The sequence below is a fragment of the Streptomyces sp. NPDC028298 genome (assembly GCF_055565895.1).
In genome coordinates this window covers 35,574-61,459 of record NZ_JBVHTL010000007.1, presented here as the reverse complement: position 1 = coordinate 61,459, position 25,886 = coordinate 35,574, and the positions used below count along the sequence as shown (strand labels likewise).

29 protein-coding genes are annotated in these 25,886 nt (G+C 72.6%); 20 read left to right on the top strand and 9 right to left on the bottom strand.

What is annotated here, in order from left to right; genetic code table 11:
* Positions 1-58: 58 nt before the first annotated feature.
* The 4 genes from ACZ4TO_RS28780 (at position 59) to ACZ4TO_RS28765 (ending at position 4,249) form a co-directional block, all read left to right on the top strand.
* Positions 59-1,249 (top strand): serine hydrolase domain-containing protein, encoded by a 1,191-nt coding sequence (locus ACZ4TO_RS28780; protein ID WP_468025611.1) that lies wholly within the window; start codon positions 59-61, stop codon positions 1,247-1,249.
* Positions 1,250-1,454: 205 nt separating this feature from the next.
* Positions 1,455-2,819 (top strand): glutamate decarboxylase, encoded by a 1,365-nt coding sequence (locus tag ACZ4TO_RS28775; protein ID WP_468025610.1) that lies wholly within the window; start codon positions 1,455-1,457, stop codon positions 2,817-2,819.
* A gap of 109 nt (positions 2,820-2,928) precedes the next feature.
* Positions 2,929-3,336 carry a carboxymuconolactone decarboxylase family protein gene (locus tag ACZ4TO_RS28770; RefSeq protein WP_468025609.1) on the top strand — a complete coding sequence of 136 codons (408 nt, stop codon included), beginning with the start codon at positions 2,929-2,931 and terminating at the stop codon, positions 3,334-3,336.
* Between the two features lie 148 nt (positions 3,337-3,484).
* Positions 3,485-4,249, top strand: a complete 765-nt coding sequence (locus ACZ4TO_RS28765; protein ID WP_468025608.1) for an SDR family NAD(P)-dependent oxidoreductase — start codon at positions 3,485-3,487, stop codon at positions 4,247-4,249.
* Between the two features lie 55 nt (positions 4,250-4,304).
* Here ACZ4TO_RS28765 and ACZ4TO_RS28760 read toward each other — a convergent pair whose 3' ends face one another.
* Positions 4,305-4,940 carry a TetR/AcrR family transcriptional regulator gene (locus ACZ4TO_RS28760; RefSeq protein ID WP_468025607.1) on the bottom strand — a complete coding sequence of 212 codons (636 nt, stop codon included), beginning with the start codon at positions 4,938-4,940 and terminating at the stop codon, positions 4,305-4,307.
* Between the two features lie 237 nt (positions 4,941-5,177).
* On the opposite strand from ACZ4TO_RS28760, the gene ACZ4TO_RS28755 reads away from it, so the two are divergent.
* The 5 genes from ACZ4TO_RS28755 to ACZ4TO_RS28735 all read left to right on the top strand — a co-directional run bounded on the left by ACZ4TO_RS28755 (position 5,178) and on the right by ACZ4TO_RS28735 (position 9,533).
* Positions 5,178-5,402, top strand: a complete 225-nt coding sequence (locus ACZ4TO_RS28755; RefSeq protein ID WP_468025606.1) for a hypothetical protein — start codon at positions 5,178-5,180, stop codon at positions 5,400-5,402.
* Between the two features lie 227 nt (positions 5,403-5,629).
* Positions 5,630-6,721 carry a tetratricopeptide repeat protein gene (locus ACZ4TO_RS28750; RefSeq protein ID WP_468025605.1) on the top strand — a complete coding sequence of 364 codons (1,092 nt, stop codon included), beginning with the start codon at positions 5,630-5,632 and terminating at the stop codon, positions 6,719-6,721.
* Positions 6,722-6,772: 51 nt separating this feature from the next.
* Positions 6,773-7,471, top strand: coding sequence for a DJ-1/PfpI family protein (locus ACZ4TO_RS28745; protein WP_382785790.1), 699 nt, complete (start codon positions 6,773-6,775; stop codon positions 7,469-7,471).
* A 159-nt stretch (positions 7,472-7,630) separates the two neighbouring features.
* Positions 7,631-8,569, top strand: coding sequence for a DsbA family protein (locus ACZ4TO_RS28740; protein WP_468025604.1), 939 nt, complete (start codon positions 7,631-7,633; stop codon positions 8,567-8,569).
* Positions 8,570-8,612: 43 nt separating this feature from the next.
* Positions 8,613-9,533: an NADP-dependent oxidoreductase gene (locus tag ACZ4TO_RS28735; protein ID WP_468025603.1), complete on the top strand. Its 921-nt coding sequence runs from the start codon at positions 8,613-8,615 to the stop codon at positions 9,531-9,533.
* 88 nt (positions 9,534-9,621) lie between these two features.
* Here the strand turns inward: ACZ4TO_RS28735 and ACZ4TO_RS28730 are convergent, their stop codons facing one another.
* Positions 9,622-10,068 carry an ATP-binding protein gene (locus ACZ4TO_RS28730; RefSeq protein ID WP_451076000.1) on the bottom strand — a complete coding sequence of 149 codons (447 nt, stop codon included), beginning with the start codon at positions 10,066-10,068 and terminating at the stop codon, positions 9,622-9,624.
* A gap of 182 nt (positions 10,069-10,250) precedes the next feature.
* Here ACZ4TO_RS28730 and ACZ4TO_RS28725 point away from each other — a divergent pair, with 182 nt between their 5' ends.
* A complete protein-coding gene (locus ACZ4TO_RS28725; RefSeq protein ID WP_468025602.1) occupies positions 10,251-11,126 on the top strand; it encodes a class I SAM-dependent methyltransferase in 876 nt (291 codons plus the stop codon).
* A 45-nt stretch (positions 11,127-11,171) separates the two neighbouring features.
* Here ACZ4TO_RS28725 and ACZ4TO_RS28720 read toward each other — a convergent pair whose 3' ends face one another.
* Positions 11,172-12,188: an ornithine cyclodeaminase family protein gene (locus ACZ4TO_RS28720; protein ID WP_468025601.1), complete on the bottom strand. Its 1,017-nt coding sequence runs from the start codon at positions 12,186-12,188 to the stop codon at positions 11,172-11,174.
* Positions 12,185-13,048, bottom strand: a complete 864-nt coding sequence (locus tag ACZ4TO_RS28715; protein WP_468025600.1) for a PhzF family phenazine biosynthesis protein — start codon at positions 13,046-13,048, stop codon at positions 12,185-12,187. Before ACZ4TO_RS28715 ends, ACZ4TO_RS28720 begins: the two co-directional genes overlap by 4 nt.
* Positions 13,049-13,119: 71 nt before the next feature.
* Here ACZ4TO_RS28715 and ACZ4TO_RS28710 point away from each other — a divergent pair, with 71 nt between their 5' ends.
* The 3 genes from ACZ4TO_RS28710 to ACZ4TO_RS28700 all read left to right on the top strand — a co-directional run bounded on the left by ACZ4TO_RS28710 (position 13,120) and on the right by ACZ4TO_RS28700 (position 15,778).
* Positions 13,120-13,980, top strand: coding sequence for a LysR family transcriptional regulator (locus tag ACZ4TO_RS28710; protein ID WP_382785820.1), 861 nt, complete (start codon positions 13,120-13,122; stop codon positions 13,978-13,980).
* Between the two features lie 282 nt (positions 13,981-14,262).
* Positions 14,263-15,123 (top strand): hypothetical protein, encoded by an 861-nt coding sequence (locus tag ACZ4TO_RS28705; protein ID WP_468025599.1) that lies wholly within the window; start codon positions 14,263-14,265, stop codon positions 15,121-15,123.
* 64 nt (positions 15,124-15,187) lie between these two features.
* Positions 15,188-15,778, top strand: coding sequence for a GNAT family N-acetyltransferase (locus ACZ4TO_RS28700; RefSeq protein WP_468025598.1), 591 nt, complete (start codon positions 15,188-15,190; stop codon positions 15,776-15,778).
* On the opposite strand, the gene ACZ4TO_RS28695 is transcribed toward ACZ4TO_RS28700, so the two are convergent.
* Entirely contained in the window at positions 15,724-16,467 is a 744-nt protein-coding gene (locus tag ACZ4TO_RS28695) for a TetR/AcrR family transcriptional regulator (protein WP_468025597.1), read from the bottom strand. The two genes, ACZ4TO_RS28700 and ACZ4TO_RS28695, sit on opposite strands and share 55 nt — an antisense overlap.
* 115 nt (positions 16,468-16,582) lie before the next feature.
* Here ACZ4TO_RS28695 and ACZ4TO_RS28690 point away from each other — a divergent pair, with 115 nt between their 5' ends.
* Positions 16,583-17,719 (top strand): FAD-dependent oxidoreductase, encoded by a 1,137-nt coding sequence (locus ACZ4TO_RS28690; RefSeq protein WP_468025596.1) that lies wholly within the window; start codon positions 16,583-16,585, stop codon positions 17,717-17,719.
* Positions 17,720-17,780: 61 nt separating this feature from the next.
* Positions 17,781-17,981 (top strand): hypothetical protein, encoded by a 201-nt coding sequence (locus tag ACZ4TO_RS28685; RefSeq protein WP_451075993.1) that lies wholly within the window; start codon positions 17,781-17,783, stop codon positions 17,979-17,981.
* Here ACZ4TO_RS28685 and ACZ4TO_RS28680 read toward each other — a convergent pair.
* The 3 genes from ACZ4TO_RS28680 to ACZ4TO_RS28670 are packed head-to-tail and all read right to left on the bottom strand — an operon-like array spanning position 17,962 to position 20,481.
* Complete coding sequence (locus ACZ4TO_RS28680; RefSeq protein ID WP_468025595.1) at positions 17,962-18,933, bottom strand: tetratricopeptide repeat protein; 972 nt, start codon at positions 18,931-18,933, stop codon at positions 17,962-17,964. The two genes, ACZ4TO_RS28685 and ACZ4TO_RS28680, sit on opposite strands and share 20 nt — an antisense overlap.
* The gene (locus ACZ4TO_RS28675) at positions 18,920-20,224 is read right to left on the bottom strand and encodes an MFS transporter (protein ID WP_468025594.1); all 1,305 of its coding nucleotides are present in this window, start codon (positions 20,222-20,224) and stop codon (positions 18,920-18,922) included. The genes ACZ4TO_RS28680 and ACZ4TO_RS28675 overlap by 14 nt, the downstream gene beginning before the upstream one ends.
* A gap of 5 nt (positions 20,225-20,229) precedes the next feature.
* Positions 20,230-20,481, bottom strand: a complete 252-nt coding sequence (locus ACZ4TO_RS28670) for a hypothetical protein (protein ID WP_451075990.1) — start codon at positions 20,479-20,481, stop codon at positions 20,230-20,232.
* Positions 20,482-20,671: 190 nt separating this feature from the next.
* Between ACZ4TO_RS28670 and ACZ4TO_RS28665 the strand changes: the two genes are divergently transcribed.
* Together ACZ4TO_RS28665 and ACZ4TO_RS28660 are read left to right on the top strand one after the other, a co-directional pair.
* Complete coding sequence (locus tag ACZ4TO_RS28665; protein ID WP_451075989.1) at positions 20,672-21,124, top strand: MarR family winged helix-turn-helix transcriptional regulator; 453 nt, start codon at positions 20,672-20,674, stop codon at positions 21,122-21,124.
* A 78-nt stretch (positions 21,125-21,202) separates the two neighbouring features.
* A complete protein-coding gene (locus ACZ4TO_RS28660; RefSeq protein ID WP_468025593.1) occupies positions 21,203-21,814 on the top strand; it encodes a helix-turn-helix domain-containing protein in 612 nt (203 codons plus the stop codon).
* On the opposite strand, the gene ACZ4TO_RS28655 is transcribed toward ACZ4TO_RS28660, so the two are convergent.
* Entirely contained in the window at positions 21,731-22,225 is a 495-nt protein-coding gene (locus ACZ4TO_RS28655) for a GNAT family N-acetyltransferase (protein ID WP_468025879.1), read from the bottom strand. The two genes, ACZ4TO_RS28660 and ACZ4TO_RS28655, sit on opposite strands and share 84 nt — an antisense overlap.
* Before the next feature lie 179 nt (positions 22,226-22,404).
* Here ACZ4TO_RS28655 and ACZ4TO_RS28650 point away from each other — a divergent pair, with 179 nt between their 5' ends.
* The 3 genes from ACZ4TO_RS28650 to ACZ4TO_RS28640 all read left to right on the top strand — a co-directional run bounded on the left by ACZ4TO_RS28650 (position 22,405) and on the right by ACZ4TO_RS28640 (position 25,725).
* Positions 22,405-22,866: an ATP-binding protein gene (locus tag ACZ4TO_RS28650; protein WP_382785847.1), complete on the top strand. Its 462-nt coding sequence runs from the start codon at positions 22,405-22,407 to the stop codon at positions 22,864-22,866.
* A 137-nt stretch (positions 22,867-23,003) separates the two neighbouring features.
* A complete protein-coding gene (locus ACZ4TO_RS28645) occupies positions 23,004-24,596 on the top strand; it encodes an MFS transporter (RefSeq protein WP_468025592.1) in 1,593 nt (530 codons plus the stop codon).
* A gap of 124 nt (positions 24,597-24,720) precedes the next feature.
* Entirely contained in the window at positions 24,721-25,725 is a 1,005-nt protein-coding gene (locus ACZ4TO_RS28640) for a threonine ammonia-lyase (protein ID WP_468025591.1), read from the top strand.
* The last annotated feature ends 161 nt before the right edge of the window (positions 25,726-25,886 follow it).

Here is a 25,886-nt window from a genome sequence, read left to right as displayed (position 1 = left end):
GCGGAGGCCGGGGCGCGACGTGTACGTTGCCGACGGGCCGAGGCCGAGGAGGAGACGTATGACCGCAGGAGGCTTCTCGTCGAAACGGCTGGTCCGGGTGCGGGAACTGGCCGAGCGTCACGTCGACGCCGGCTTCGTCCCCGGGATGGTGGCCGTCCTCGCCCGGCACGGCCAGGTGCACGTCGAGGCGACGGGCACGCTCGCGTTCCAGGGCGCGGGCTCGAGGACGCCGATGGCGGGCGACACGATCTGCCGCATGGCCTCGATGACGAAACCGGTCGTCGCCGCGTGCGCCATGACCCTCGTCGAGGACTGCACCCTGCGCCTCGACGACCCGGTCGACGATCTCCTGCCGGAGCTGGCGGACATGACCGTGCTCGCCGATCCCGGCGGACCACTGGACGACACCGTCGCGGCGGAACGCCCGATCACGCTGCGGGATCTGCTGACCTACACCCTCGGCACCGGCATGGTCCCGGCCGAACCGGGAACGGTCCCGATCGCGGACGCGCTGGACGCACTCGGCAGGCCGCCGGCGGACGAGTGGCTGCGCCGGCTCGGCACGCTCCCGCTCGTCCATCAGCCGGGCGAGCGCTGGATGTACGACACGGCAGCCGACGTGACCGGCGTGCTCATCGCCCGGGCGACAGGCATGTCCTTCGGGGACGCCGTACGCGAGCGGATCTGCGGTCCGCTCGGCATGAAGGACACCGCCTTCAGCGTGGCCGGCGAGAGCACCGGCCGGCTGGCGACGGCGTACGAGCGCGACGACGACGCCGACGGTGAGCCGGTGGTCGAGGACGGCCCCGACGGGCGGTGGAGCCGGCCGCCGGTGTTCGAAGGAGGCGGCGGCGGGCTCGTCTCGACCGCCGAGGACTACCTCGCCTTCGCCTCGGCCTTGCTCGCGGGCGGCGCCCGCAACGGCGAGCGGGTGCTCTCGCGGCCGTCGGTCACCCTGATGACGAGCGACCACCTGACACCGGCGCAGAAGGCGGTCTCCGGGTTCTGGCCCGGGTACTTCGCCACGATGGGCTGGGGCTTCGGGATGTCGGTACGCACCCACCGCACGCACCTGGGCCCCTCGGCCGGGAGCTACGGCTGGCCGGGTCTGTACGGCACCGCCTGGTACAACGACCCCGCCGAGGACATGACGGCGATCTTCGTCATGCAGCGGGCCCACGCGGGGGACCAGAGCCTGCCGATGTGGCAGGACCTCTGGACCGCCGTCTACCAGGCGATCGACGACTGACCGCGAACGGCAACACTCCTGAGTCACCGTTCGAGGACGACGCGACGGCCGAACCGAGGAGTGGCCCGCGACCGAGCCGGTGCCGGCGGGCTGGAACGGGGCCCGTGACCGAGCCGGTGCCGGCGGGCCGGACCGGGGCCCGGGCCGTAGCCCCTTTGGGTGTGTCCCTAGCCCGTAGCGGCCCTGGCGCTGCTTGAATCATTTTATGACTAAACGTGACGATGAGGGTCTTTTCGGCAACCGGTTCCTGACCAAGCCCGCCCCCGCGGAGACCTTCCCCGAGGAAGGCATGTCCGCGACGGACGCGATGAGGCTCGTGGACGTGGATCTCGCCATGGAGGGCGACCCGCAGCGCAACCTCGCCACGTTCGTCACCACCTGGATGGAACCGGAGGCGCAACGGCTGATCGCCGAGAACCTCCACCGCAACTTCATCGACCACGCGGAGTACCCCATCTCCGCCGAGATCGAGCAGCGGTGCGTGCGCATGCTCGCCGACCTCTTCCACGCGCCGGGCCCGACGGCCGGGTGCCGGACCCAGGGATCGTCCGAGGCGATCATGCTCGGCGCGCTGTCGCTGAAGTGGAAGTGGCGCGAGCGCCGCCAGGCGGCCGGCCTGTCCACCGACCGGCCCAACCTGATCTTCGGGGGAGACGTCCACGTCGTATGGGAGAAGTTCTGCCGCTACTTCGACGTCGAGCCGCGGATCGTGCCGCTCGCCGAGGGCAAGTACACGATCGGCCCGGAGGACGTGGAACCCCACCTCGACGAGAACACGATCGGTGTCGTCGCCGTCCTCGGCACCACGTTCACCGGCCACAAGGACGACGTCGTCGGGATCGACAAACTCCTGCGGGAGGTCCGCGAAAAGCGGGACCTCGACATCCCGATCCACGTCGACGGCGCCAGCGGCGCCTTCGTGTGGCCCTTCCTCTACCCGGACTCGAAATGGGACTTCCGGCTCGAACAGGTCCGGTCCATCAACGTCTCGGGGCACAAGTACGGCCTGGTCTACCCCGGCATCGGATGGCTGGTCTTCCGCGAGGAGTCCGACCTGGCCAAGGACCTCGTGTTCTACGAGAACTACCTGGGCAAGACCGACGCGACGTTCACGCTGAACTTCTCCACCGGCGCCTCGATGGTCCTCGCGCAGTACTACAACTTCGTACGCCTGGGCCGTCAGGGCTACACCTACGTCATGAAGATGATGCAGCAGAACGCCCGCGCACTCGCGGACAACCTGCGCGACAGCGGCCGCTTCGAAGTGATCGGCGCCGACCTCGAACAACTGCCGCTGGTCGCCTTCCGCCTCGCCGGCGAGCACGCCTACGACGAGTCCGACATCGCCTGGCAGCTCTCGGCCGAGCGGGGCTGGATGGTGCCGGCGTACACGCTCCCGCCCAACGCGGAGCGGGTGAAGATCATGCGCGCCCTGGTCAAGGAGACCATGAGCCGCGAGCAGATCGACCGCCTGGGCCAGGACATCGCCGACGCGTGCCGCACGCTGGACGCCAAGGGCGCGACCCACGGGACCGAGCGGGCCCAGGTCAAGCGCGGCACCGGCTACTGACGCACCCGTCCCCAAGAGCCGTCGGACGACCGGACACCGACGACGACGGCCCCGCACGGCCCCGGCTCCGGCCACGGCCCCCGGCTCCGGCCCCGGAAGGTGAGGAACCATGCCGACCCCTCAGGAGGAAGGCGGCTACGCCGAGGCGCTCGCCCACGCGGAACGCCTGCTCGGCATCCCGCTGGAGCGGTTCCTCGAACCCACCCCGGGCGAGCCCGCCAACGGGGCGGACTTCAAACGGCTCGCCACCGTGCAGACCTTCGGCGCCGCCTGGCCCCGCGACGAGGCCCTCGACACCCGCACCCGCGCCCTGGTCTCCGTCACGATCGCCGCCGTCCTCGGCACCCTGGAACCCCTGCGCGGACAGCTCCGCATCGCGCTGAACAACGGTGCCACGCCCGAGGAGATCGCCGAGGTGTTCATCCAGATCGCCGCGTACGCGGGAGCCGCGCGGGCCTTCGAGGGGTACCGGATCGCCGCGGAGGTCTTCGCCGAGGCGGCCGCCCAGGACCGGTGACCGGCACCCCTTCTTTCTGGACTTGCTGGTCCATTTTCTCGGTCGTACGTTGGCGCACATGCCCTCAGGGGCAGGGCCCCGTTCGGTCGACGGCACCGCCGTCCGGCCGTCGGGTCCACGGTGAACGACGAACGCAACGGAGTGGATCATGTCGATGCGGCTTGAGGGCAGGACCGCCCTGGTGACCGGAGCGACCAGCAACATCGGGCGGGCCATCGCGGAGGCCTTCGCCGCCCAGGGGGCGCACGTCGCCGTCTCGGGCCGGAGCGCCGAACGGGGCGAGGAGGTCGTCGACGGGATCAGGGTGCGCGGCGGACGGGCCGACTTCGTGCGGGCCGACCTGGACGGCACGGCCGCGGCCTCGCAGACCCTCGCCGAGAACGCGACCCGTGTCCTCGGCGGCCGGATCGACATCCTGGTCAACAACGCCGGCATCTACCCCGCCGACTCCACGGCGGCGACCGACGAGAAGACCTTCGACCAGGTCTACTCGGTGAACGTCAAGGCCCCGTTCTTCCTGACGGCGGCCGTCGCCCCCGCCATGGTCGAGGCCGGCGGCGGGACGATCATCAACCTGGGTTCCTGGATCGCGCGCCTCGGGATCCCGGTCGGCGCCCTCTACAGCTCCACCAAGGGGGCCATGGAGACACTGACCCGGGCCTGGGCGGCGGAGTTCGGTCCGCAGGGCGTCCGCGTGAACGCCATCTCCCCGGGCGTGGTGCTGACGCCGGACCCGCAGGAGGAACACCCCGCCGAGGTCATGATGAAGGGCACCCCGGCGCATCGGATGGGCAGGCCCGAGGAGATCGCGAACGCCGCCGTGTACCTGGCGGCCGACGAGTCCGCCTTCGTCCACGGCATCGTGCTCGACGTCGACGGCGGCCGCACCACCGTCGCGGTCGTCGCCGCCTGACACCCCTCGCCCCTATCGACCCGGCACCCGCGCGGAAGAGTCCACGGGACGCGGGTCACCCCGTGGCTCGTGCCGCACGCCTCAGATCATCGATCCCCTGGTCGAGAGCGGCGCGCAGGTGGGTGGAGCATCCCGTGGACAGCAGGATCGACACACCTCCCTGGATCGCGGCCAGCAGCGCCGCGGCCCGCCGGTCGACATCGAGGTCGGCGGGCAGGCCGCCGGCCGCCTGGAGCGCTCTGATGCCCGCCGCGAGGCTCTCCTGCCAGCGCCGCATCAGCTCGACCGCGATCGCCCGTGTCCCGGGGGTCGAACGTCCGATCTGGAGGAACAGGGACCCGAGCGGACACTGGTCCCCCTGGTCCTCGTAGCGCTTGACGACCACGTCCCGCCACTGGTTCCAGGCCTCCCACGAGTCCAGGCGGCCCAGATAGGGCTGCTGGTCCTGCAGGACCTGCTCCGCCTCGAACCGGGCCACCGCGACGAGGAGTTCGTCCTTGCCCGCCGGGAAGTAGTGGAAGAGCTGGCTCTTGCTGCTGCGGGTCCGCACCATGATGTCGTCCAGGGTGGCCGAGGCGACGCCCTTCTCCCGCAGTACCGCCGCGGCCCCCTCGACGATCCGCCCGCGCGTCGCCTTCCCCTTGGCCGTCAGCTCACCGCGCACGTTCCGCACCTCCTGCGAATGGACCATCCGGTCCATCGTAGGGGCGCGCCGGAAGTCCGCCGGGATGGAGAAGTCCGGTGACCAGGCCCGTGCCGGCGTCCGCCCGCTCGCGGCGCGACGACGGCGAAGTCCGGTCCGGGCGCCCCGAGACGACCCGCCGGCATCGCACCCCGGCTCACCTTGAGTAACGGATACCGATCCGGGGCGGACGCCGGCCTCTGAGACTTCACGGGAACAGCCCCCACCCGCAACAGGAGGAAGCTCGTGTCTCAGAACAACGTGGTGCGCCGAGGTCAGGGCCCGCAGCACAACCAGATCGTGGTGCGCCGGATCCTGAACCCCAACCCCGGCCAGGCCGTGGCCCGCCGGGGCATGGGCATGCAGCACAACCAGGCCGTGGTGCGCCGGGTCCTGAACCCCAACCACAACCAGGCCGTGGTGCGCCGGGTCCTGAACCCCAACCACAGCCAGGCGGTGGTCGCCCGCTGACCTGCTGAGCCGGGGGAGGGCGCCACGCACACCCCTTTCCCTGGAAGCGGGCCGGGCCGGCGCATGACGTGCCGGCCCGGCCCGCGCAGTACGCCTGTGCGTCCACCCGTACCACCCGTACCACCGGGTCGGCCGTCGGCCGGGCCGGTGTCATCGACCCGCCGTCACAGGCCGCCGCGGCACAGGCCCGCGCCCTCGGCGGCGGCCTGCCGACAGGAGGCGGACACATGGCCCTTCAGGACGATCCGGCACCGCTGCGGCAGGCGCTCACGGCCTGCCTGCGCGCGCTGGACGACGGCGACCACCGGGCCGCGCGGCACCAGGCGGACCGAGCGCGAGGACTGGCGGCGGACCGCGGGACACTGGCGCGGGCCAACACGCTTCTCCTGGTCGGCATGGTCGAGCAGGCGGAGGGCGACACCGAAGCGGCCGCGGGCCGCTACACCGCCGCCGCCGAGCTCGCGGAAAGGCATCTGGGTGAGCCGGACGGCATCCAGCTCTTCCTGCACGCCACACGCGAACTCGCGGCCCTGTACCGGTTCCAGGGCCGCTACGGCCGGGCGGAGCAGATCCTGCGGGACGCCCTGGCCGCATCGCAGGCCGCCGAGCCGGACCCCGCGGATCTGGCCGTGCTCCACAACGAGTTCGGCATGGTCTGCAAGTACAGCGGCAACTTCGACCAGGCGGCGACCTCGTACGGCATCGCCCTGACGCTCGTCGAAGCCGCGGTGCCCGTCGACCAGGGCGACTTGGCGGATCTCTACCACAACCTCGGCGGCCTGGCCCACGCCCGCGGCGACTACGCGGCCGCCGAGGAACCGGCCCGCCGGGCGGTCGCCCTCCGCGAGCACGCACGGGGACCCTCGCATCCGGAGACGGCCGCCGACCGGGCCGCGCTCGCTCCCATCCTGCTCGGACTCGGCCGCCTCGAGGAAGCCGAAGCCCTCCTCCAGGACGCGCTGGCCGTCTTCGAGCGCGCCTACGGCACCAGGCACGTCGACTACGTGATCGCGCTCGGAAACCTCGCCGCCGTCACCCACCGGCTCGGCCGCCACCAGGCCGCCGAGACCCTCTACCGGCAGACGCTGCACACGATGGAGGAGGAACTCGGCCCGGACCATCCCGATCTCGCCCCCGTCCTGGCCAACCTCGCCGACCTCCACCGCGCCCTCGGCCGCATGGACGACGCCCACACCCTGGAGGCGCGCGCCCGGGCCGTCCTCGCCGCCTCGGTCCGGCCCGACCACCCCACCCTCACGATCCTGCAGCCACCGTCCCCAGAACTTTTTCCTTCCAACTGGAATAGTCATGAACCATGAGCATGTTGTACGGGGTGACTCACCCGAACCAGCCCGTACAAGGAGCACACCGTGAGCGACATCAAGAAGGTTCTCTTCCTCGCCTTCCCCGACGCCGGAGAGCAGGACCTCCTCGCCCCCTGGGAACTGTTCAAGGCCCTCGCCTACGACCTCAGCCGGCAGGGGGAGACCCTGGAGGTCACCCTCGGCAGCTTCGAGGGAGGCACCGTGACCACCCACATGGGCGCCCAGCTGCAGACCGAGAAGGTCTCGCCCCAGGACCGCTACGACCTCCTCTACATCCCCGGCGGCATCGGCGGCGGCGCCGCCTCCCGCGACCCGCGGATCCTCGACTTCATCCGCGCCCACCACGACGAGGACCGCTGGGTCGCCGCCAACTGCGCCGGAGTCGGCGTCGTCTTCCGCTCCGGCATCCTCGACGGCACCCGCTTCCAGGCCGCGGCCGTCCTCGGCCGCCGCCTGAGGGAACTCGGCGCCGACGTCGCCGAGCCCCGCCGCGCCTGGTCCCTCCTGCCCGACGAGAAGATCTTCACCGCCGGCGGCGCCGCCACCGTCCACCCCAGCACCATCGCCCTGGTCACCCACCTGTTCGGCGAGGACCGGGCCCGCGCCCTCGCCGCCACCTGGGACACCCTCCCGCTCCACGGCGAAGCCCTGTTCAGCCCCGAGGGCCCCGTCTCGCACGACGACGAGACCTTCGTCAAGGGACTCCAGGACGGCATGGAGAAGGTCTTCCTCCCCGAGAACTGACCCCTCCCGCACCAGGGGGCGGGGCGCGGACCGGGACACCCGGCCCCCGCCCCGCCCCGCCTTGCCTTGCCTTGCCTTGCTTCCTCCGCCACCGGCATCCCGGCCCAAGGCCACCACCACCCCGGCAACCCGCCCGGACGACACCCCTACGGAGACACCGTGAGCCAGACAGACCAGCCCCTCGCCGCAGGCGCGTGCGATCTCGAGTCGGGTGTCTGCGCCCTGCCCGGCGACGGCGCCGCCCTCCCCGGCGCGGCCGCCGATCACCCCGGCCCCGGGACGGGCCTCACCCGCATCACCTATGTGACCGACCCGATCTGCTCGGCCTGCTGGATCCTCGAACCCGCCTGGCGCTCCCTCACGGAGCGCTACCGCGACCTCATCGACGTACGCCACGTCTACGGAGGACTCCTGCGCGGCTGGCAGGGCTTCCACGACGCCGGCAACGGCATCCGCCGCCCCGAGGACGTCGCCCACCACTGGGACGAGTTCGCGGAGATCTCCGGCCAGCCCATCGACTCCTCCGTCTGGCACAGCGACCCCATCGACTCCTCGTACCCGCCGAGCATCGCGCTCGCCGCCGTGCGCCTGCTGGCCCCCGAGCACGAGGAGACCTACCTGCGCCGCCTCCGTGAGGAACTCTTCCTGGACGGCCGCAACATCGCCGCCCCCCGGCTCCTGGAGACGCTGGCCGTGGAGCTCGGCCTGGACGTGACGTCGTACCGCCGGCTCATCGAGAACGGCGAGGCCGCGTCCGAGTTCGAACGCGACCTGGTCCGCACCCACGAACTCGGCGCCCGCGGCTTCCCGACCCTGATCCTCGAAGGCCCCGACGGTCGTGTCGTCCTGCACGGCTGGATCCGGCCGGAGCGCCTGGAGAACACCTTCCTCACCGTGTCGGGCGCGACCCGCCGGCCCGCCGTCTCCTCGCTCGACGAAGCCATCGACCGGCTCGGGACCGGAACCTCGCTGGAGTACGCCGCGCTCACCGGCCGCTCCGTCACCGAGGTGGAAGGGCTCCTCACCCGGGCCGGCGCCACCTCCCGCCCCGCAGGCAAGGGCAAGGCCTGGTCGCCCGAGCCGCGGAACCGGCACTGAGGGGAGACACGGTCGGGACCAAGGATTTCGGAGGAGATTGACGATGCGCAAAGTCATGCAGAGAAGACTCGGCGGCCCGGACGTCCTGGAGGTCGTCGAGGTGGAAGTGCCGGAACCGGGCCCCACGGAGGTGCTGGTCGAGGTGAAGGCCGCCGGGGTGAACCCCGTCGACTGGAAGATGCGTACCGCCGGAGGTCTGGGGGAGCCGCCCTTCTCGGTCGGCTGGGACGTCTCGGGGGTGGTGGCGGCCGTGGGGCCGGGCGTGACCCGCTTCAGGGCGGGGGACGAGGTGTTCGGCATGCCCCGCTTCCCCGCGGAGGCGGGAGCGTACGCGGACTACGTGACCGCTCCCTCGAGACACCTCGCCCTCAAGCCCGCCCGCCTGAGCCACGTACAGGCCGCAGGACTGCCCCTCGCCGGCCTCACCGGCCGGCAGGCCCTTGTCACCGTGGCCCGGATCGCCGCCGGCGAGCGCGTCCTCATTCCCGCCGCGGCCGGCGGCGTGGGGCACCTGGCCGTCCAGATCGCCAAGGCCCGCGGCGCGTACGTGATCGGCACCGCGAGCGCGGCCAAACACGACTTCGTCAGGGCACTGGGCGCCGACGAGGTCATCGACCACCGGACCGCGGACGTGGGCGCCCAGGTCGCGGACGTGGACGTCCTCCTCGCCACGGTCGCGGGGCAGATCGAGGAGCTGGCGGGCACCCTGGTGCCCGGGGGCCGGATCGTGGCGCTCAACGGCGCCGACGCGGACGCGGTCCGGTGGGCCGTGGAGAACGGCCTGCGGGCCGACTTCATGCTCGTGGAACCCGACCGCGCCGATCTGGAGGCCCTCGCCTCCCTCGCCGGGGACGGACTGCTCGACGTCCACATCGACACGGTCCTGCCGCTGGAACGGGTCGCCGACGCCCACCGCCTGGGCGAGCGGGGACGAACCACCGGAAAGATCGTCCTGTCCCTGTAGAGCGGCGGAAGTTTCTGTCCGTGCAGAGCGGCGGAAGCCCCCGTCCGTGCAGAGCGGCGGAAGCCTCCGTCCAGACCGGAGGTTCCGATCAGGCCGCCGCCAGATCGGCCCAGTGGTCGACGAGGTCCCCGGGAGTGCCGTGGCTGCCACCGGCGTCGACCAGCGCGGAGATGATCGTGCCACCCCGGCCGTGCTCGTCCTCGGGGCGTGTCGCGGCCCAGGTGGCGGGATCGGGCTGAGGACCGCCGTCGCTGACGTGGACCCGGATGCGGCGGGCGTCGTTCCCGGCCACCCGCAGATGAAGGACCACCGGGGGCAGCGCGTGGGTCACCGCGTTGGTGACCAGCTCGGAGACCACCAGGAGCGTGTCGTAGATCCGGTCCTCGTCCACACCATGGGCGGCCAGCACACGGCCGGCCTCACGGCGGGCGGCGGCCGGCGCGAGCGGACCGTGCTCCAGCTCCAGGTCGACGACCCACCGGGCGGCCCCGGCCTCGTCGTGGTGCCGGCTGCCGGCGCTCGGGGTGGGGAACATGAGGATCACTGCCTGAGGAGAGGAAAGCGGACAATTGGCGATCTGTCTCCCAGCACACCGCGAACCCTCACCCGGCACCTGAGAACCCCGTACTCAAGAAGACCGCGCGCGGGTCCCGCGATCCCGCGTCGTCCGCCGCTTCCGGAACCGTGAACACCGAGATCGAAAAAGGGAGGCTTTCCATGGCCGCCGAGGACAAGTCCGACGGCACGCACGTCCGCGAGGACGGTGCGGGGGACCAGGACGGGACCGTGGCCAACCGGGCTCTGTGGGACGACCTCGCCGAGTTCCACGGAACGCGGCCCGGCGACCGGTCGTACGACGTGGAGGCCTTCCTCGCCGGCGGGCAGACACTGCGCGGGATCGAGCGGGAACTCGCGGGCGACGTGGCCGGCAAGGACCTCCTCCACCTCCAGTGCCACTTCGGGATGGACACCCTGAACTGGGCACGCCTGGGCGCGCGCGTGACCGGCGTGGACTTCTCGCCCAGGGCGATCGCGCGGGCGCGGGAACTGGCCCGGCGCGCCGGTCTGTCCGCTGAGTTCGTCGAAGCGGACTCCCAGCGCCTGCCGGACGCCCTGACGGGCAGGTTCGACCTGGTCGTCTCGACCTACGGGGTCCTGTCCTGGATCGCAGACCTGGACGCGTGGATGGGCGGCGCGGCGAGAGCGCTGCGGCCGGGCGGCCGGCTCGTGCTCGTGGACCTCCACCCCGTCTTCCAGACGGTGCTCACCTTCGACCCCTTCGTGGCCGACTGGCCCTACGGCGGCGGCGCACCGCAGCACGACGCGATGACGGGCACGTACGCCCACGGCGATGCCCCGCTCGAGCCGCGGGCCTCGACGCAGTACCCGTACTCGGTCGGCGAGATCGTGACGGCGGCCGCCTCGGCGGGGCTGGTCGTGGAACGGCTCGGCGAGCACACCGAGACCGAGACCGACGGGCGCCACATCCTGCCCCAGGGACCGGACGGCCTGTACCGGTTCCCCTTCAGCGACACCCACCTGCCCATCCTGTACTCGCTCGGCGCGCTCCGGCCGGCTGCGGCGGCCGGCTGACGCCGCGCACGTCCGGTGCGCCGGTCGAAGGCGCACCGGACGTGCTCATGCGCCCGGGCGGCGGTGCACCTCGCGCGCGTGCGCGGGGGCGGCCCCCTCGGGGGCGTGCGGCCCGGCCAGCCGGTCCAGGACGACCTCGGCGGCCGCCAGGTCCTGGACACCGAGGCCGACGAGCTTGCAGACGGTGATCTCGTCGTCGCCCTCGCGTCCGGGCGCCGTGCCCGCGAGGACCTCGCCGAGCTCCGCGTGGTGTCGGCGGTCCGCCGCCGCGAGCCGCGACAAGTCGCCGTGCGTCGCGGTGAGTTCACGGCTGTCGACCACGATCCGGTCCGCCCGCGTCAGGGCCTGGGGGCTCAGTTCCGCCTTCGTCGGATCGTCGGCGCCCACGGCGTTGACGTGTGTCCCGGGCGTCAACCAGGCCGCGTGGACCAGGGGTTCGGTGCTGGAGGTCGCCGTCACCAGGACGTCGGCGCCCTCGCACGCGGCCCGCGGACCGTCCACGGCGACGACCCGCAGGTCGGGGCGCCTGGCGTGCAGCGCCCGGGCGAGGTCCTCCACCCCGGACGGGCGCCGGCCCCACACGCGTACGTCACGCAGCGGGAGTTCGTCGGCGACGGCGAGGGTCTGGAGGTAGGCCTGGGTGCCGCTGCCGACGACCCCGAGGACGCGGGAGTCGCGCCGTGCCAGGGTCCGGGCGGCGAGAGCTCCCGCCGCGGCCGTCCGTACGTCGGAGAGGTGGTGTTCGTCCTCGAGGAGAGCCCGGAGGTCTCCCGTCTCGGCGTCGAACACCGCGACGACGCCGCTGCCCGGCGTCCCGCCGCGGCGGGCGCGCTCCAGGAACCAGGAGGCGACCTTGACGGTGAAGATCCGCCGCCCCGGCAGCCACGCCGACTTCACGTGCACATCGCCCTCAGGGCCGGCCGGCGCGAACACCGCGGCGGGGGAGTCGCCGAGACCGCGGCTGTAGTCGCGCAGTGCGGCGGCGACGGGTTCCAGGACGTCGGGGTAGCCGACCGCGGCGCGGATCTCCCGCGGGCCGAAGTAGGCGGGCCCGCCCGTCACCGCGGGAGCCCTTCGAGGCGCCCGCGGGCGACGACGGCGACCTCTCCGCCGACCCGTACCGACGTGATGTGCTCCGGGCCGCCGTGGGCGCTGACCGTCATCTCGCTGGGGCGGCCGCAGTACTGCCCCTGGCGCAGCGTGCGCGGTTCGCCGTCCTCGAGGCGTCCGTGCCGGCGCAGGTAGGCGGCCACGCATCCGGCGGCACTGCCGGTGGCCACGTCCTCGACGACGCCGTCGTTGTTCCAGTGCCGCCCCTCCAGGTCGTCGGCGTCCAGGAGATAGGCGAACTGCGCTCCGAGTTCCGCCAGTCGGCGCCCGATGTCGGAGGCGATCCGGGCCCCCGCGAGCGCTCCGGGACGCACCGGCACGATCAGGTACCGCAGCCCGGTCGAGACGATCTCGGGCCGAAGTTCCGGGTGCAGGTCCGCCTCGTCCAGGGAGAACCAGGAGGCCACGCCGTCCGGTTCGGGCCGGCCGAGGAACTGCGGGGCGCCCTGGTCGAGGACGCTCGCGTACCGGCCGGGACCGCGGTGCTCGGTGACCACCTCGACGGTGCGTGCCTTCAGTTCCAGCGACCAGGTCCGGCTGCCGTCGCCGCCCGCCATGGCGTGCAGGACGCTCGCCGCTCCGATGACGGGGTGCCCGGCGAAGTCCAGTTCCTCGGCGAGGTCGAAGACCCGGGCCCGCCACGCGTCGTCCCGGCCGTCCCTCTGTTCCAGGAAGATGGATTCGAAGTGCCGCATTTCCTCGGTGATCCGCTGCATTTGGGAGCCGCTCAGATCCGCCGCGTCGGGAAATACGGTGAGGCTGTTCCCGCTGAACGGCGTTCCGCTGAAGACGTCGACATGAAAGTAGTGCATACGGCGACGCTACCCAGGGGCCGAAACGAAAGGAACCCTCGCCGTGAACAGAGGGGGCATAGCATGTCGTTATGGCCCCCGATCTCGAAACCGCGCTGCTGCGTGCTTTTGTGAGTTCCGTACGGTCCGGAAGCATCAGCCGGGCGGCCGCGGCCCTGGGCCACAGCCAGCCCGCGCTCAGCGGCCAGTTGCGCCGGCTCGAACGTACGGTGGGCCGACGGCTGCTGGACCGCGGTACGACGGGCGTGTCGCTGACCAAGGCCGGAGAGGTGTTCCTGCCCTACGCCGAACGCATTCTGTCCCTCTCCGCCCAGGCCGTCGCGGCGGCCGGCCCGGACGTGGCCGGGCACTGCGGCGTCGGGCTGATGGAGGACTTCGTCACGCCGTCCCTGGTCGAGGCGCTCGGCGACTTCAGCGTCCTGCACCCGGACGCGACACTGGAACTGGTCACCGGTCCCGGCCCGCTGATGAAGCAGGCCCTCGCCGAGGGGCGCGTCCAACTGGCCCTGTGCGACCCCTTCCACCTGGCCGAGCCGCCCCGCTGGACGGTCCGCCTGCCGCTGACCTGGTCCGCGGCACCCGGTCTCGACAGGGACCAGGACCCGCTGCCGCTCGTCCTCTTCTCCCAGCCGTGCCGCTGGCGGGCACCGGTCCTCGACGCCCTGCAGGGCGCGGGCCGCCGGTGGCGGATCGTCTTCGAGAGCACCGCGATGAGCGGGGTGCAGGCCGCCGTGCGGGCGGGCCTCGGCGCCACCGCGCTGCTTCCCGCGAACGTGGAGCCGGGCACCGCGGTCGAGGGACTGCCCGCGCTGCCCGACGTCGAGGTCGCCCTCGTCCGCTCCGCCGGCCGGGACGGCGACCCGCTCCTCCAGGCGGTGGAGGACCTGCTGCGGGACCTGACCATGCCGCGGGCGGACACGGGACCGCGGTAAGGACCCGGCAGGGACCGCGGTAGGGGAATTCCGGCTGAGACCACGTCAGGCCAGGGGCGCTGCCGGTACCGAGGCCGCCTGACGTCCGGCATACCGGACCCCGGCCCCGCCCGGCTATAGGCAGAAATTACTCACGCCCGCCCGGCCGCCTCACGCTTCAATGAATTCCACCCGGCGAGGCAGCGGAAAATACGCTCCGCGCCGGGCAATTCACGTCCGGCGAAATTTTCGCGTCCGGAAAAAGGTGAGAAGGAGCCCCGTGTGAGAAGGAGTCCCGTGCGGATGAAGAGTCTGACAGCTCCGCTGTTCACGGTGTCGGCGGCACTCGTACTGACGGTCGTGCCGACCACGGCGCAGGCGGCCGGGACGGAGGACGGCGCCGCGCTGGTGGCGGCGGAGAACGAGATCATCGACGAGCTCGCCCCGCTGGGCTGGCCGGGCCAGGACTCGGAGAACTTCTATCCCGGAGCGGCCGGTCACGCCGACGCCGACGCCGCGTCCGTGGTCTGGGGCACCCGCGGGGACGCGCGCTCCTACCAGGTCGAGGCCAAATGCGCCCAGTTCCTCACCGCTTCGCTGAAGCACGCCTACACCTGGGCCACGGACTCCTGGTTCACCGACGGCATCGGCTTTCGCAGCCCGTCCTCCGAGCAGTACTACGACGCCTTCACGGACACGGGCGCCGGTGGCGCGCTGGAGGACATGAGCGAGCACATCACCCGTCGTTCCGCGCAGCGGGTCCGGGACCTCCACGCGGGCTCCGTCATCGCCGTGAAGTACCTGGACGGATCGGAAGGCGGCGCGACGGGCCACATGATGACGGTGGAGTCGATCGCGCCGTTCGAGCGCGACGGCGACCGCGCCACCCAGGAGTACGCCGTCACGGTCGCCGACAGCACGTCCAACCCGCACGGCGTGGCACTCTCCTCCAAGACGTCGCCGCACTGGGCGTTCCGCGACAGCCGTGTCGAGGGCTCCCCGGGAGCCACCACGAAGGAGTGGAGCGGCGCCGGCCGCGGCACCGTCTTCATCCAGGCGGACGCGACGACCGGCAAGCCGACCGGCTACTGGTGGGGCAGGAACGAGGCCGCGTTCAACACGGTCGCCGACCGGCCGATGGTCTTCGTGGACATCACCCGCTGACAGAGCCGCCGGCGACGGGCACCGTCCTCGGTATGAAGATCTCCGACCCGAAGGAACAGCCGTGATGCGTTTCCTGCCCGCCCTCGCGGCACGCACGGACCGCCGAGCCGCACGCGCCGTCGACCGCAGCGTCCTCCTCCGCGAGCTGGACGTCACGGACACACCCACGGCACTCGGGGTGCACCGGGTCGCCCGGCGCTCGTACGCGGTGGAGGCCGAGCTGATCGGCTTCGACGGCATACCGGCCCTCACCGAGACCCTGGAGGAGATGCGGGCGCAGCCGTTGCGCTGGCTCGGGATGGTCACCCATGACGGCCGGATCGCCGCCTTCGTGGCCTGGCAGCCCCTGGCCGGGGCCGACGGTATCGACATCGACCGCGTCTGCGTCGATCCGGAATGGTTCCGCCGCGGTCTGGCACGGGAAATGCTGGACCACCTGTTGGCTCAACTGGCCCCCGGCGCCAGGGCGCTGGTCAGCACGGGCGCGGACAACCGGCCGGCCGTCGCCCTCTACGAGCGGCTCGGCTTCACCCGGGTCGGCACCGTCCAGCCGGCCCCCGGCCTGCTCCTGGCCGAGTTCCGGCTCGTACGCGAGCGCGTTCACTCCTCCCGGGCCGCGGTCCGGTCCGGTGCGGGGCCGTCCAGGGTGGCCTGAACGGCGGGGGCGAGGGTGGCGACGATCTGTTCGGGGGAGAGGTGGGCGACGGCGGGGATGCGCAGGATGTAGCGGGTCAGGGCGAGACCGAGGAGCTGGGCCGAGACCAGCCCGGCCCGTGCGGCCTGCTCGGGCCCCGCGGTCTCGGCCCGTGCGGCCTGCTCAGGTCCCGTGGCCTCGGCCTGTGCGGCCTGCTCAGGTCCCGTGGCCTCGGCCCGTGCGGCCCGCTCGGGTCCCGCGGGCTCGGCCCGTGCGGTCTGTTCGGGGCCCGTGGGCTCGGCGAGTGCCGGGGCGACCTGGGTCGCGAAGATCGCGTGCATCCGCCCGGCGGCGTGCTCGTTGGTGACGGCCGAGCGCAGGAGCAGCAGCAGGGCGTCGCCGGCCTCGTCGCGCTCCCAGCGCCGGAGGAAGTGCCGGACCAGCGCTTCGGCGCGCTCGCCCGCCGGCACGGCGGACAGGTCGGGGAGGTCCAGGTCGATGTCGAGCGCGGCGTCGAAGAGCCGGTCCTTGCTGCCGTAGTAGCGCATGACCATCGAGGGGTCGATGCCGGCGTCGGCCGCGACGGCGCGGATGGTGGTGCGCTCGAAGCCGTGAGCGGCGAAGCGGCGGCGGGCGGCGTCCAGGATCACCGCCCGGGTGCGGTCGGATCGTCGGGCGCCCGAGGCGCTGTGGTCGATGTCCTGCGTCATGCCCACAACTGTAGGCCAACGCCTGTTGACTCTCCAGGGCCGGTGCGTGCACTCTGTCAACAAGCGTTTGCCAACACATGTTGGCATCCTGACGTACGCCACCCGGAGGCCCGCCGTGAACAGCCCCGCCCCCGCACTGCCCGACCGCACCGAGGTCGCGATCGTGGGCGCAGGCCCCACGGGCCTCGCCCTCGCGGTGACCCTGGCACTCGCCGGCATCGACTTCGTCCTGCTGGACCAGCAGGACGAAGGAGCCAACACCTCGCGCGCCGCGGTGGTGCACGCCCGGACCCTCGAGGTCCTCGACGAACTCGGCGCCTCCGCCGAGCTGATCGGCCGGGGCGTGAAGCTCGACCGGTTCGCCGTCCGCGACGGCGCCCGGCGGCTGCTCACGGTCCCCTTCGACCAGCTCTCCACCCCGCACCCCTACACGCTGATGGTCCCGCAGTACGAGACCGAGGCGGTCCTGCTCGCCCGGCTGCGCGCCCTGGGCGGCGACGTCCACCGCCCCCACCAGGTCACCTCCGTCGTCCAGGACACCGAAGGCGTCACCCTCACCACCGGCACCGGACAGACCCTGCGCGCCTCCTACGCGGTCGGCGCGGACGGCATGCACAGCACCGTGCGGGAAGCCTCCGGCATCGGCTTCACCGGAAGCTCCTACGCCGAGTCGTTCGTCCTCGCCGACGTCGTCATGGACTGGGCCCCCGGCCCGGCCGAGGTCTCCCTGACCTTCGGAGCCGCCGGCCTCCTGGTCGTCGCCCCGCTACCCGGCGGCCACTACCGCATCGTCGCCACCACCGACCAGGCCCCCGAACACCCCGGCCTCGCCCTCGTGCAGCGGCTCCTGGACCAGCGCACCCCCGGCCAGGCCGCGGTCACCGACGTCGCCTGGTCCTCCCGCTTCCGCGTCCACCACCGCGTCGCCGACCACTACCGCGCCCGGCGGCTCTTCCTGGCCGGAGACGCGGCCCACGTCCACAGCCCCGCCGGCGGCCAGGGCATGAACACCGGCATCCAGGACGGCCACGCCCTCGGCACCGCCTTCTCCACCGACACCCTCGACGCATACGAGGCCCGCCGGCGCCCGGTCGCCGAACGCGTCGTCGCCTTCACCGACCGCATGACCCGCATCGCCACCACCCGCAACCCCGCCGTACGGACCCTGCGCAACACCGCCCTGCGCCTGATGGGCCACACCCCCCTGCCCACCAGGCTCGCCACCGAACTCGCCGAGCTCAACTACCGCTAGGCAGGTTGAGTACCGATTGCTCAGCCGCCACCGCACCGGGCGGATGTCCCCTGGAAGGGCAGTGAACTCAGCCCTCCAGGACGGGAACGTCATGCACAAGACCCTGACGGCGGCAGGCCTCACCGCGGCGGTGGCCGGTGTACTCCTCGCGATTCCCGTCGCGTCGATCACGGTGGCGCGACCGGAGCCCCCGGCACCCGCGAGCCACAGCGCCCCGCCCGCCCCTGTGAAGCACCCCGGACTCAACCCCGCGCACCCGTAAGGCTGTCGAGCGCCTCTCGCGCCACGGCCAGAGTGGGGTGCCGCTCGTGGACCCTGCCGTGCAGAAGCCCGACGACGCGCGCGTACAGCGACCGGGCGGGTCCGAGGTCGCCCTGGGACGCCTTCACCGCGGCCAGGTTCACCAGCGTCGGTGCCAGGTCGGGATGGTCCGTGCCCAGCAGCCGCTCCTTGAGGGCCAGGGCGTTCGCGTAGGACGAGCCCGCCGGGCCCAGTTCACCGCGGCGGTGCTGGACGGCGGCGAGGTTGTGCAGGGTCACGGCCACGTCGTAGCTGTCGGGGCCGAACACGTCCTGGAAGACGGAGAGGGCCTGGCGCAGCCGGAGTTCGGCGTCGTCGAGACGTCCGCATCCCTCCAGCAGGGCGGCCCAGGCCGCCGTGTCGAGGGCCGTGAGGACGTGGCCGGGACCGTGCAGCCGGATACGGATCTCCACCGAGCGGGCGGCCCACGGCTCCCCGCCCCGCGCGTCACCGCGCGCGTGGGCGAGCCCGCCGAGGTTGTGGCACACCATGGCCACGGTGTCGTGATCGGGCCCGAACGCCTCCTCGTAGATCTCCAGCGCCCGCAGGTAGCGCCCCTGGGCGGCGTCGAAGTCACCGGTGTACTTGCCCAGGACTCCCCACTCGTTGCACAGCCACGCCACGGTCGGCGACGAGGGACCGGTGGCACGCTCCGCCGCGGCCAGGACCTGCGACAGCAGCAGCCCGGCGTGCCGGTATCTGCCCCGCATCCGCCACGCGGTGGCCAGCATGCCGCGCACCTCGATGTCCTGCACGCAAAAGAGCCCCGTACGCAGGGCACGTGCCGAGGACGGGTCGGCGTCGAGCGCCGCGCGCAGCAGCTCCTCCGCCTCGCCCGCCCGGCCCGCCTCCAGCGCCCGCTCGGCCGCTTCCACGGCCGTGCGCAGGGCGGGACGGTGTTCACGGCCGGTCATCCGGGCCTCCCTGGGGAAGAACGCGAGTCAGGCTCAGCGCACCCAGCGCGGTGGCGCCGAGCACGGCGGCCGAGACGGCGAAGAACATCCGGAGGGAGCCGGCCCCCAGCAGTGCCGCGGTGGCCAGGGCCCCGATCGCGAAGCCGCCCGTCCACGCCAGGGTGTGGGCCCCGTTGTAGCGTCCGGCCAGCCCCGGGGGCGCCAGGTCGTTGACCAGCGCGGTGACGACCGGCATGTAGGCGATCTCCCCGAGGGCGAACACCACGGCCGCCGCGAGCAGCCTCGCGGTGCCCGGGGTCGCGTCCAGGGCGACGATCGCCCAGGCCCCGGCCATGCAGGCGGCTCCACCCGCGAGAACGACCGGCCGAGGGAACCGGGCCAGAACGCGCTGGGCGGGAACCTGGGCGAGCGCGACGACGAGCATGTTCGCGGTGAACACCCACCCGAGGCCGTCGACGTCGTGGGTCAGCACCGACACGGCCGGCAGGCCGATCTGGAGCTGGGCGAACCCGGCCGCCACCACCAGCAGCACGAAGACGAACACCCGGCGCATGGCCGGATCACGGGCGACCGCCGCGTAGCCCTGATCCGAGGACCCAGGGCCGTGCCGGTCCGGAAACCGCCCGGCCGCGCCGGAGGCTTCGGCGAGCGCCGTGACGTTCCGGCGGCGCGCGGCCACCCGGCCCACCAGCGCCGCCAGCACGACGAACGAGACCGCGTCGAGCGCGTACACCCAGCGCAGTCCGCCGTCGGCTCCGAAGACGCCGAGCACGGCGGCCGCACCGGCGACACCGAGCATCGCCCCGGTGGTCACGACGGTGTTGCGCCAGGAGAAGGCCCTCTCCCGGGCGTTGTCGGGCACCGAGCGGGCCAGCAACGCGTCCAGCGCCGGCGCCAGTGCCGCCGTCGCACCCGTACCGGCGATCGCCGCCACCACCGCGGGCGCGACGCTCCCGTGTGCACCGGCCATGACGGCGGCGGCCGCCGCGGCGGCCGTGGCGAGCCCCGTGATGGTACGGGCCGCCCCGTACCGGTCACTGAGGGCGCCTCCCGCCACGGCCCCGGCCACGGCGGCCAGCGAGCGGACCACGAGGACCGCCCCGACCTGACCGCCGGACAGGCCGCAGACGTCGCTGAGGTAGACGACCAGATAGGGGAACGTCGCCCCGGAACCGACGTTGGAGAGGAACTCGCCGAGGAGCACCAGCAGCGCGACGGGCGGGAATCCCGCCGCCGGCACACCGAGCCCGAACGGAGCCCTTCTCCTGGTCCGTGTCCCGAGGCCGCCCATTCCCGCTACTCGCCGGCCTCGTCGAACGGGGCGTGGCGCAGCACGATCTCGTTGTGGTTGCCGCCGATCGCCCCGGCACGACGCGTCGTGCCCGCCTCGACGTCCTTCGGCGCTGGCTCGCAGGCCTGCGCGCCGCCGTCGACGACGATCTCGTTGTGGTTCATCGATCCGGCGGCGAAGCCCTGCTCGGCGCTCCCGGCGCCGTCGAGGTCGACGCTCACGACGATCTCGTTGTGGTTGTACGAACCGGTCCTCATGGAAATGCTCCTTTCGATGTCCGCCGATGCGGATGCCCCGACGCTAGGCAGCCGCCCCCACCGCCCGGCTGAGCAAGCGCTACTCATCTCGCCGGCCGTCCGCGGGCGCGGTGCCGGGAGTTTTCGGCACGGCTTCGGCGACCGGTAGGGTCGGCCACGAGCGCAGAGAGTGACGGAGAGGGGGCGTGCGATGCCCACGCACTACGACGGGAGCGCCCGCGAGAAGCGGTCGCTGGACCTCTTCATCAAACTGATCCGGGCAGCCGCCTCGGTGGAGGCGCGCACCAGCGGCCCCCTGCTCGCCTCCGGGCTCACGACGAGTCAGTTCGGCGCCCTGGAGACCCTGTACTACGTCGGCCCGCTGCCCGCCGGACGCCTGGCCGAGAAGCACCTGAAGAGCCCGAACAACTTCACCGTCGTCATCTCCAACCTGGAGAAGCGGGGCCTGGTCCGCCGCGAGAAGTCCCCCCACGACCGCCGCGTGGTCATGGTCGAACTCACCGGGTCCGGGCGCGCGGCGGTGGAGGAGACCATGCCCGCCTACGTCCGGGCCATCGCCGACGACCTGGACCGCCTCTCGGTCCACGAGCAGGCTCAACTCGCCGACCTGCTGCGCAAGGTGGGACGCCCCGACGCCGGGTAGAACCCCCGCGAGGGCGTCAGTCCTCGGGGCCCAGCGAGCTCGTCCGCCGCCGGTCCGGCCGGTTCGGCCGGTCCGCTCATGAGCACCGGATACTCATCACCGCGACAACGCCGGCTGCCAGGCTGCTGTCCGGAAACAGAGAGTGCCCTGGCGCGGCCGGCACCACAGACCGGGATCAAGGACCGGCACCGAGGACCGGCATCAAAGACCGGCACCAAAGACTCGCCGCCCGGCGGCAGTTCGCTTCGCCACTGCTGCTCGCCACTGCTGCCGGGAACAGCGCCCGGAACCTCCCGCACTCTCGCCGAGCTGTCCGGAGGGCTTTGCGTGGTCAGCGATGAACAACGCGCGATACTGCATGCCTTGGCCCGCGAGGGGACGCTGTCACGGGCCGCCGTCGCACTGAAGATGACACCACTCGCGGTGTGCCGGCGACTGGCCGGGCTGGAGACGGCACTCGGGCATCCCGTGCTCCAGCCCTACGGCCGCCACATCCGGCTCACCCGGGCCGCCGGCAGGCTCGTACAAGAACTCGCTCGAGCCGGCGAACGGCCACCACCCGGCCCAAGAGCCGGGAAACCGGACCGAGTTGACGACGGGTCCGGCTCAGGCCAGCGGCTTGTGCATCACGATGCAGGGCCGGCCCCACTGGATGTCGCGGCGGCGGTCGATCTCCTGCCAGCCCAGTGAACCCCAGAAGGCGGAGGCCGAGGGGTTGTTCTCCAGGACGGCGATCCTCAGACCGTCCCGCCCCTGGCGACGGAACCGCTCCTCGACGGCCGCCACGAGCAGCCGGCCGATGCCCCGGCGGCGCCGGTCCCCGTGCACGATCAGCAGCCCGATCCAGGGATATCCGTCCGTGGGGTGCCGGTCCAGCAGACAGACCAGTCCCACGGCCCGGCCCTCGGCGTCACGGGCGAGCAGGACATGACCCCCCTCGCCCCCGGCCTCCTCGCGCAGATCGGCCTCGACCCGGTCGGGCGCGATGTGCTCGGGGTCGTACTCACCGGAGCTGCGGCAGTACTCGGGGTTGCTCGCGTAGATGCCGACGGCCTCGGCGATCTCGTCCGGGGTGAACCCCATCGGGGTGAGAGTCGGCATGATCACGCGGCAAGGGTAACCAGGCCCGCACCCGGTCCGAGCCCGCGCGCGGGGGCCGGGAGCCCGGGTACCGCCGCCGACACCGCCGCACGGTTTGAGTAGCGTTTTCTCAGTCCTCAAAGGGCGCACGGCCGTTTCCTGGAAGAGTCGCACAGCAGCTCTCCGAGGTCGTGATCACCATGACGTGCCCCACCGCCACAGCCGGCTCGCCGCAGACCCTCCTCGCCTCCCCGGCGGCCGGACCGTCGCGGGCGGACGAGACGTCGGGCGTCTGGCGGCTGGTCCTGGAGCACGGTCCGCAGGCGCCCTCGTCCGCGCGGCGCGCGGCACGCGGGGTGATGCACGCCTGGGGCGTCCACGAGGAGACCGCGGACGACGTCCTGATGGTCGTCTCCGAGTTCGTGACGAACGCGGTCCACTACGCCGAGCCGCCGATCGCCGTGAGCCTGTGCCACTGCGAGGAGGCGGTCCTGGTCTCGGTCACCGACGGCGGCCCCCGCCCCGCAGGCGACCAGTACGGCGCCGACCGCCCCGCCGACGAACACGGCCGCGGCACCCACATCGTGGACGCCCTGGCCACGGACGCCGGCGACGCCGCCCACGACGGGCTGGTCAGCCACTGGGCGATCGTGAGCCCCTGACCGGGTTGAGTGCGCGTTACTCATTCCCCGCGAGCGGGCCACCGCCAGGCTGGTGAACAGCACGAATCCACGAATCCACGAATCCGGCATTCCCCGGCGGTTCGTCCGTCTCGGATCATTCGTCCAAGGACATTCTCGTGAACGGTCTCATCCCCTCAGACCACCCCGACGGCCCGGCACCCGCCGTACGTCACGGCGCCGTACTGGTCGTGACCTGTCTGGCCCTGGCGACCGTCGTCTCGGCGATGGCCTCACTGAACGTGGCCCTCCCGGACATCGCCCGCGACACCCACGCCGACCAGACCCAGCTCTCGTGGATCATCGACGCCTACAGTCTGATCTTCGCCGCCCTGCTGCTCCTCGCGGCCACCCTGGGCGACCGCTTCGGCCGCCGCAAGGCGCTCCTCGGCGGCCTGGCGACCTTCGCCGGAGTCTCCCTGGCCGCCACGTTCACCACCGACCCGATCGTCCTGATCGTCCTGCGCGGCGTACTGGGCGTGGCGGCGGCCTTCATCATGCCGGCGACGCTGTCCACCATCACCAGCACCTTCCCGCGCTCCCAGCAGGCACGGGCGGTCAGCATCTGGGCCGCCGTGGCCGGCGCCAGCGCGGTCCTGGGCCTGCTGGCCTCCGGCGCCGCCCTCGAACTGTGGTCCTGGCGCTCGGTGTTCTGGCTGAACGTCGTCCTGGCGGGCGTGGCGCTGATCGGCACCCACCGCTTCGTCCCGGAGTCGGCGCAGCCCGACAGCCGGCGCATCGACGTGGTCGGCGCGGTCCTGACCGTGCTGGGCCTGGGCGTGCTGGTCTTCTCGGTCATCCAGGCACCGGAGCACGGCTGGGCCAGCCCGCGCACCCTGGTGGGCATCGCCGCCGGCCTGGTGGTGCTGGGCGTGTTCGTGGCCTGGGAGCTGCGCCACCCGCACCCCCTGCTGGACCCGAGGCTGTTCCGTCGGATGCCGTTCGCGGCCGGATCGCTGTCGATCACGCTGCAGTTCTTCGCCTTCTTCGGATTCATCTTCGTCGTCATGCAGTATCTGCAGCTCGTACGGGGTGACAGTGCCCTGGTGGCCGCGGTGAGCGTGCTGCCGATGTCCGCGGCGATGATCCCCAGCGCCCGCCTGAGCCCGCGTCTCGTCGCCCGCAGGGGAGCCCGCGGCCCCTGGTGCGTGGGACTGCTCCTGGTCGCCACCGGCCTGTTCGTCATGGCACGGCTGGACGCCGACAGCTCGTACTGGCTGCTCGTGACCGGGCTCGTGCCGCTGGGCGCGGGGATGGGACTGGCCATGGCTCCCGCCACCGCCGCGATCACGGACGCCCTGCCGCCGCACCTGCAGAACGTCGGCTCCGCCGTCAACGACCTGTCCCGGGAACTGGGCGGCGCGCTGGGCATCGCGGTCCTGGGCAGCGTCCTGAGCGCCGGATACCGCAGCCACCTCGACGTCGGCGCGGTCCCCGCCCCGGTCGCGGACGCCGCCCGCTCCTCGCTCGCGGCAGCCGCCCACGCGGGCGAGGCCACCGGAAACCTGTCGCTGGTCGACCAGGCGCGGGACGCCTTCGCCTCCGGCATGCACCTCGCCATGGTCAGCGGCGCCGCCACCGCCGTCCTGGCCGCCGTGGTCGTCGCCCTCCTGCTGCGGCGCACGGCCAAGAGCCACACCGTGGCCGACCACCGCCAGGTCGACGCCACCGCCGACGACGCGGCCGGCCGGGCCGCCCGCTCGGCACGGTAGCGGGCCGCACCGGCCACCGGGCCGTGCGGACACGCGCCCCCACCGGACGCCGACCGCGCGGCCCAGGCCCCCGGACGAACCCGACCGGAGGTCATCTCCTGTCCTGGAGGGACGAGGCCCAGCCATGACCGTCCTGACGTTCAACGACATCTACGCCGCCCGCCAACGCCTTGAGCCCGTCATCTCCCCCACCCCGCTGCTTGCCGCGCCCTGGGCCTCCTGCGGACACCGCACACTGCTCCTGAAGCCCGAGAACCTGCAGGTCACCGGCTCGTTCAAAATCCGGGGCGCCGCCAATTTCCTCCTGCGGCTGCCCGCTTCCCAAAGGGCACGAGGGGTCGTCGCGGGCGCGAGCGCCAACCACGGCAGAGCCCTCGCCCACGCGGCCCGCCTCGAAGGCGTGAAGGCCACGATCGTCCTGCCCTCCACCACCCCCGAGGCGACGATCGACAGCGTCACCGGACAAGGCGCCGAGGTCCGGCTGGCACCGGCGCGGGACTGCGCCCGCCTCGCCGGGCAGCTCGCCGAGGAACACGGCCACGTGCTCGTCCCGCCCTTCGACGATCCCGACATCATCGCCGGCCAGGCGACGGTCGGCCTCGAGATCGCCGAAGAGGCCGTGGCCCTGGGCCTGGACGTCACCACCGTGCTGGTGCCGGTCGGCGGCGGCGGACTGATCGCGGGGGTCGCGGCCGCGCTCAAGCTCACCCGCCCCGGCATCAAAGTGGTCGGCGTCGAGCCCGAACTCGCCGCGGACGCCCAGGAGAGCCTGCACCGCGGACGGCGGGTGTCCTGGCCGGCCGAACGCGTCGCCCGCACCCTGGCCGACAGCCTGGGCACGACCACCGTCGGACAGCTCGCCTTCGAGCACCTGCGGGCGTTCGTCGACGACATCGTCACCGTCACCGAGGACGAGATCGCCTCCGGCGTGGCCCTGCTGGCACGGCACGCCGACATGAGCGTCGAACCGTCCGCGGCGGTCACCACGGCGGCACACCTCTACCACGAGCACGACCTCCCCGCCGCCGGCAGCCAGGTGGCCGTGATCAGCGGCGGGAACGTCGACCCCGCGCTCTTCGCGCGGCTGCGCGAGGAAATCCCCCTGCCTTTCCACAACTGCGCCGGCTGAACCCGCCACCGGCCCCTGAAACAGGACACCGGACCGCCCCCGGGACCCAATAGCGGACCAGGGCGAGGCCGGACGCCGCGCGTATGATGGAGAGCCTGGGAATGATCCGTGGGTGACCGGATATTCCCCGACGGCGGACCCCACATTGCTGCGAGGACGTT

Excerpts from the sequence above, each read along its gene's own strand:
- ACZ4TO_RS28780 (WP_468025611.1), top strand. The coding sequence starts at position 59 with ATGACCGCAGGAGGCTTCTCGTCGAAACGGCTGGTCCGGGTGCGGGAA.
- ACZ4TO_RS28775 (WP_468025610.1), top strand. The coding sequence starts at position 1,455 with ATGACTAAACGTGACGATGAGGGTCTTTTCGGCAACCGGTTCCTGACC.
- ACZ4TO_RS28770 (WP_468025609.1), top strand. The coding sequence starts at position 2,929 with ATGCCGACCCCTCAGGAGGAAGGCGGCTACGCCGAGGCGCTCGCCCAC.
- ACZ4TO_RS28765 (WP_468025608.1), top strand. The coding sequence starts at position 3,485 with ATGTCGATGCGGCTTGAGGGCAGGACCGCCCTGGTGACCGGAGCGACC.
- ACZ4TO_RS28760 (WP_468025607.1), bottom strand. The coding sequence starts at position 4,940 with ATGGTCCATTCGCAGGAGGTGCGGAACGTGCGCGGTGAGCTGACGGCC.
- ACZ4TO_RS28750 (WP_468025605.1), top strand. The coding sequence starts at position 5,630 with ATGGCCCTTCAGGACGATCCGGCACCGCTGCGGCAGGCGCTCACGGCC.
- ACZ4TO_RS28735 (WP_468025603.1), top strand. The coding sequence starts at position 8,613 with ATGCGCAAAGTCATGCAGAGAAGACTCGGCGGCCCGGACGTCCTGGAG.
- ACZ4TO_RS28730 (WP_451076000.1), bottom strand. The coding sequence starts at position 10,068 with ATGTTCCCCACCCCGAGCGCCGGCAGCCGGCACCACGACGAGGCCGGG.
- ACZ4TO_RS28725 (WP_468025602.1), top strand. The coding sequence starts at position 10,251 with ATGGCCGCCGAGGACAAGTCCGACGGCACGCACGTCCGCGAGGACGGT.
- ACZ4TO_RS28715 (WP_468025600.1), bottom strand. The coding sequence starts at position 13,048 with ATGCACTACTTTCATGTCGACGTCTTCAGCGGAACGCCGTTCAGCGGG.
- ACZ4TO_RS28710 (WP_382785820.1), top strand. The coding sequence starts at position 13,120 with ATGGCCCCCGATCTCGAAACCGCGCTGCTGCGTGCTTTTGTGAGTTCC.
- ACZ4TO_RS28705 (WP_468025599.1), top strand. The coding sequence starts at position 14,263 with ATGAAGAGTCTGACAGCTCCGCTGTTCACGGTGTCGGCGGCACTCGTA.
- ACZ4TO_RS28700 (WP_468025598.1), top strand. The coding sequence starts at position 15,188 with ATGCGTTTCCTGCCCGCCCTCGCGGCACGCACGGACCGCCGAGCCGCA.
- ACZ4TO_RS28695 (WP_468025597.1), bottom strand. The coding sequence starts at position 16,467 with ATGACGCAGGACATCGACCACAGCGCCTCGGGCGCCCGACGATCCGAC.
- ACZ4TO_RS28680 (WP_468025595.1), bottom strand. The coding sequence starts at position 18,933 with ATGACCGGCCGTGAACACCGTCCCGCCCTGCGCACGGCCGTGGAAGCG.
- ACZ4TO_RS28675 (WP_468025594.1), bottom strand. The coding sequence starts at position 20,224 with ATGGGCGGCCTCGGGACACGGACCAGGAGAAGGGCTCCGTTCGGGCTC.
- ACZ4TO_RS28670 (WP_451075990.1), bottom strand. The coding sequence starts at position 20,481 with ATGAGGACCGGTTCGTACAACCACAACGAGATCGTCGTGAGCGTCGAC.
- ACZ4TO_RS28665 (WP_451075989.1), top strand. The coding sequence starts at position 20,672 with ATGCCCACGCACTACGACGGGAGCGCCCGCGAGAAGCGGTCGCTGGAC.
- ACZ4TO_RS28660 (WP_468025593.1), top strand. The coding sequence starts at position 21,203 with ATGAGCACCGGATACTCATCACCGCGACAACGCCGGCTGCCAGGCTGC.
- ACZ4TO_RS28655 (WP_468025879.1), bottom strand. The coding sequence starts at position 22,225 with ATGCCGACTCTCACCCCGATGGGGTTCACCCCGGACGAGATCGCCGAG.
- ACZ4TO_RS28650 (WP_382785847.1), top strand. The coding sequence starts at position 22,405 with ATGACGTGCCCCACCGCCACAGCCGGCTCGCCGCAGACCCTCCTCGCC.
- ACZ4TO_RS28640 (WP_468025591.1), top strand. The coding sequence starts at position 24,721 with ATGACCGTCCTGACGTTCAACGACATCTACGCCGCCCGCCAACGCCTT.